Genomic DNA, 4,304 nt, shown 5'->3' on the forward strand with positions numbered 1-4,304 from the left:
TTTCAACCGTCGGCAGCTCCACGTTGATGCTCAGCCGGTCGGCATAGCGGCCGGCACGCTGCAACAGGTCGGCGCTCGCGTCGGGAATCGTCTTCAAGTGGATGTAGCCGCGGAAGTCGTGCTCTTCGCGCAGCACGCGCGCGACCTCGACCACCTGCTCCCTGGGGTAGTCGGCGCTCTGGATGATGCCGCTGGACAGGAACAGGCCTTCGATGCAGTTGCGCCGGTAGAAGTCCAGCGTCAGGTGCACCACCTCCTCGACCGTGAAGCGCGCCCGCTGCACGTTGCTGCTGACCCGGTTGACGCAGTACAGGCAGTCGTACTGGCAGAAGTTGGTCAGCAGGATCTTGAGCAGCGAGATGCAGCGGCCGTCCGGCGCATAGCTGTGGCAGATGCCCATGCCTTCGTTGGAGCCCAGGCCCCGCCCCTGGACCGAGTCGCGCTTGACGCCGCCGCTGGAGGCGCAGGACGCGTCGTACTTGGCGGCGTCGGCCAGGACCGCGAGCTTGTCGTTCAGATTCACTGGATGATCGTACAGTATCCGGCGCCAGCCCAATGGCAGAAACCCCGCGCGGACATCGCTGCCCGGCGGGGTTGGCTGAACGACTGCCGCCGTGGGCGGCAGTTGGGGCCCTTACTTCGCGTTCGCGAATTGCTGGGTGGCCTGGGCCGGGCGGTTGGCGGCCAGGTAGGACGAGCCGCTGTCTTCGCCCGTGAAGGCAGCCACGCGGTTGCGGCTGGCGATGTAGTCGGCCTGCACCTGGGCGCGGGTGCGGTCGCTCTTGAAGCTGGCCAGCGGGTTGTGCGTGGTGGACCACGGGTTCACGCGGGACTGCTTGTACTGGCCCAGTTCGGCCTGGACTTCGGCGCGCGACTTGCTGCCGTTGAACTGCTTGGCGAACTCGGGCGCGTCGAAGGCGTCGGCCTGGGCGGCGAAGGCTGCGGTGGACAGGGCGGCGACGAACAGGAGGCGGGTGGCTTTCATGATGGTTCCTTGGGTTGGGTATCGCGAGTGGATGGATGAACTTTATTCCCTATGGAATCATCAAAAAACCACCGAATCGTCAAGCTGCAATTGACTTATCGTCAATAATGTCTGGATGGACAGACTTCAGTCGATGCGCGTGTTCCAGCAAGTGGTGGACGAAGGCGGCTTCGCCGCCGCCGCCCGCAAGCTGGACCTCGCGCCGGCCATGGTCACGCGGCTGGTCAACGATCTGGAACAGCACCTGGGGGTGCGGCTGCTGCAGCGCACGACGCGGCGGCTGTCGCTGACGCCGGCGGGAGAGGGCTACCTGGGTCGCCTGCGGGCGATCCTGGGCGACATCGAGGAGGCCGATGCAATGGCCCACTCCCACACCCGCGAGATGGCGGGGACGGTGCGCGTGCTGGCGCTGCCGGTGGTGGCAACGCACTTGCTGGCGCCGGCGGTGGCCGAGTTCCAGTTGCGCTTTCCGGAAGTGGTGCTCGAGGTGCAGGTCGAGGATGTGGCGGACCCCAACGTGGAAGACTACGACCTGACGCTGCTCAACGGGCTGGTGCAGGTCCATGCCGGCGTCATCGTGCGCACCATCCTGCACAGCCAGGCCGTGTTCTGCGCCACGCCCGATTACCTGCTGCGTCAGGGCGAGCCGCAGTCGCCCGAGGACCTGGTGCGGCATCGCTGCCTGCGGCTGCGCACGCCAGGCATGCGCTTGCGGCCGATGCGCCTGATCGATCCGACCGATGGTGATCGGGTGCTGGAAGTGGAGGTGCCGGCGGTGATGACGGCGAACCACACGGACTCGCTGCTGCGCGCCACCGTCGACGGCGCCGGCATCAGCAGCCAGCCGCTCGACCTGATCGCCACCATGCTGCGCAGCGGCCAGCTGCGCCGCGTGCTGTCACCCTGGATCACCAACCGGTTGACGCTGGTGGCCGCGTTGCCCAGCCGGCAGTTCATGCCGGCGCGCACCCGCGCCTTCCTGGATCACCTGGTGGCGCACGCGCGCCACACGGTGGCGGGCCTGGGCCTGGAAGAAGTCAATGCCGGCTGAGCGGCGTCACGCCTGCGTCGGCAGCACCTTGAAGCCGACCCAGGCCGCCGCGATGACGGCATTGACCGGGATGCTCAGGGCGCCGGGCACGTAGAACAGCACCGACAGGCCGGGCGCGCCGGCAACGAATTCGGCCGCCCCGCCCAGCAGGTAGAAGCCCACCGCGCACCAGATCCAGCGCCGCATGTAGGTGGGCAGCCAGCGCGCCTGTGACTGGTTGTGGCGCCAGGCCGCCGACCGCTCCAGCAGGTTGCCCTGGTTGACGTCCTGGAACAGCCAGCCGAAGAAGAAGTAGCGGTACAGGAGGGTGCCAAAGGACATGGTGGTGCTCTGAACCTGAGGGTGCTTCCTTGTACCGGCAAGCTGCGTGCGTGTCCATGCCCATCGCATGCAGAACCACCGCAATCAGTCACGCAGCAGCCGGGCCTTGACGGCCTTGCCTTTGATGCGCCCGCTGTCGAGCCGCGCCGCGACTTCCTTGGCGATGCCGTGCTGCACGGCCACGTAGGTCGAGAATTCGTTGACGTCGATCTTGCCGACCTGGTCGCGGCTGTAGCCCAGGTCCGCCGTCAGCGCGCCCAGCACGTCGCCGGGGCGGATCTTCTCCTTGCGCCCGCCCTGGATGTGGATGGTGGCCATGGCCGGCACCAGCGGGCCGCTGGCGCTGGGCGTGAGCTCGGCCAGCGCAAACCATTCGGACGGCCGCCCCTGCAGTTGCTCGATGCGGCCGACGGCGCCCATCTCGTCCAGCGTGGCGAGGTTCAGCGCCAGCCCGGTCTCGCCGGCGCGCCCGGTGCGGCCCACGCGGTGCACGTGCACCTCGGCGTCGGGCGTGACTTCGACGTTGATCACCGCTTCCATGCCGGCCACGTCCAGGCCGCGGGCGGCGACGTCGGTCGCCACCAGCACCGAGCAGCTGCGGTTGGCAAAGCGCACCAGCACCTGGTCGCGGTCGCGCTGCTCCAGGTCGCCGTGCAGCGCCAGCGCGCTGAAGCCCTGCGCCTGCAGCAGTTCCACCAGCGCCTTGCATTGCGCGCGGGTGTTGCAAAAGGCCAGGCTGCTGGCCGGGCGGAAATGTTCCAGCAGGCGCGCCACGCTGGCCAGGCGCTCGGACGGCTTCACCTGGTACCAGCGCTGGCGGATCAGCGAGTCGGCATGCTGCGCGTCCACCTTCACGGTGACCGGGTTGCGCATGAATTTGGCGGCCAGCTTGGCGATGCCATCCGGGTAGGTGGCCGAGAACAGCAGCGTCTGGCGTTCGGTGGGGCAGTGCTTGGCCACCGTGGCGATGTCGTCGTTGAAGCCCATGTCCAGCATGCGGTCGGCTTCGTCCAGCACCAGGGTGTTCAGGGCGGACAGGTCCAGCGTGGCGCGCTCCAGGTGGTCGATCACGCGGCCTGGCGTCCCGACCACCACGTGGGCGCCGTGTTCCAGGCTGTTGATCTGGCCGCGCAGCGGCACGCCGCCGGCCAGCGTCACCACCTTGATGTTGTCTTCGGCGCGCGCCAGCCGGCGGGTCTCCGAGGTGACCTGGTCGGCCAGCTCGCGCGTGGGGCACAGCACCAGGGCCTGCACGGCGAAGCGCCGCGTGTCGAGCCGCGCCAGCAGCGACAGCGCGAAGGCCGCGGTCTTGCCGCTGCCGGTCTTGGCCTGGGCGATCAGGTCCTTGCCGGCCAGCGCCAGCGGCAGGCTGGCCGCCTGGATGGGGGTCATGGATTCGTAGCCGAGGCGCTGGAGGTTTTCCAGGGCGGCGGGGGCGAGGGGCAGCCGCGAGAAGGCGGTGTCGGAAGCGGAGGCGGTCATCCCCGCGATCATTTCACAGGTGGCCCGACCCGGGGCGGCGGCCGGCCGATACCCTTGCGTCCGCCTAGAGCTGAGCCCCAGGCACAGCAGCCCGGCCACCACCAGCCCCAGTCCCAGCTGATCCGCCTGCTCCAGTTTTTCGCGCAGCAGCCAGCGCGACACCAGGTAGCCGAACACCACCGCCACCAGGCCCACCGTGCGGACGTTGGCCGCGGTGTCATGGCGAAGGCGGTGAACCGGCACAGCGACGCAGCGCGCCGGCGCCCCCGGCCACCAGCGAGATGCGCCAGGCCGTCACCCTCGCCCGCAAGGCCTGCGGCGCGCACCAGGCCAGCCAGCGACCGAGCAGCAGGCTTTGCGCCGCCTGCGCGAACAGCACGCCCCAGGCGCCGATCAGCCCGGGCGCGACGTCGGGCAGCTGCAAGGCGGCGCCGCGGTAGCCGACCACCGACAGGGCGAAGCCGG

The 4,304-nt window shown here is 69.1% G+C and carries 5 protein-coding genes and 1 pseudogene; 1 reads left to right on the forward strand and 5 read right to left on the reverse strand.

Going from position 1 to position 4,304, the window contains the following annotated elements; all coding sequences use genetic code 11:
- Together JWP65_RS04850 and JWP65_RS04855 are read right to left on the reverse strand one after the other, a co-directional pair.
- The coding region (locus JWP65_RS04850; protein ID WP_367280471.1) for a radical SAM protein at positions 1-523 on the reverse strand (523 nt) is incomplete at its 3' end.
- A 111-nt stretch (positions 524-634) separates the two neighbouring features.
- Positions 635-985 (reverse strand): DUF4148 domain-containing protein, encoded by a 351-nt coding sequence (locus JWP65_RS04855; protein WP_299760880.1) that lies wholly within the window; start codon positions 983-985, stop codon positions 635-637.
- Between the two features lie 115 nt (positions 986-1,100).
- On the opposite strand from JWP65_RS04855, the gene JWP65_RS04860 reads away from it, so the two are divergent.
- Positions 1,101-2,036: a LysR family transcriptional regulator gene (locus JWP65_RS04860; RefSeq protein ID WP_299760882.1), complete on the forward strand. Its 936-nt coding sequence runs from the start codon at positions 1,101-1,103 to the stop codon at positions 2,034-2,036.
- Between the two features lie 6 nt (positions 2,037-2,042).
- On the opposite strand, the gene JWP65_RS04865 is transcribed toward JWP65_RS04860, so the two are convergent.
- The 3 genes and pseudogenes from JWP65_RS04865 to JWP65_RS04875 all read right to left on the reverse strand — a co-directional run.
- On the reverse strand, positions 2,043-2,357 hold the full coding sequence (locus JWP65_RS04865; RefSeq protein ID WP_299760884.1) for a hypothetical protein: 315 nt from the start codon (positions 2,355-2,357) through the stop codon (positions 2,043-2,045).
- Positions 2,358-2,441: 84 nt separating this feature from the next.
- A complete protein-coding gene (gene dbpA, locus JWP65_RS04870; RefSeq protein ID WP_299760886.1) occupies positions 2,442-3,839 on the reverse strand; it encodes an ATP-dependent RNA helicase DbpA in 1,398 nt (465 codons plus the stop codon).
- Between the two features lie 217 nt (positions 3,840-4,056).
- Positions 4,057-4,304 (reverse strand): annotated as a pseudogene (locus JWP65_RS04875) (EamA/RhaT family transporter); the annotation flags it as partial.

This window comes from Ramlibacter sp., from assembly GCF_028292805.1.
Classification (GTDB): domain Bacteria; phylum Pseudomonadota; class Gammaproteobacteria; order Burkholderiales; family Burkholderiaceae_C; genus Ramlibacter.

Excerpts from the sequence above, each read along its gene's own strand:
- JWP65_RS04855 (WP_299760880.1), bottom strand. The coding sequence starts at position 985 with ATGAAAGCCACCCGCCTCCTGTTCGTCGCCGCCCTGTCCACCGCAGCC.
- JWP65_RS04860 (WP_299760882.1), top strand. The coding sequence starts at position 1,101 with ATGGACAGACTTCAGTCGATGCGCGTGTTCCAGCAAGTGGTGGACGAA.
- JWP65_RS04865 (WP_299760884.1), bottom strand. The coding sequence starts at position 2,357 with ATGTCCTTTGGCACCCTCCTGTACCGCTACTTCTTCTTCGGCTGGCTG.
- dbpA (WP_299760886.1), bottom strand. The coding sequence starts at position 3,839 with ATGACCGCCTCCGCTTCCGACACCGCCTTCTCGCGGCTGCCCCTCGCC.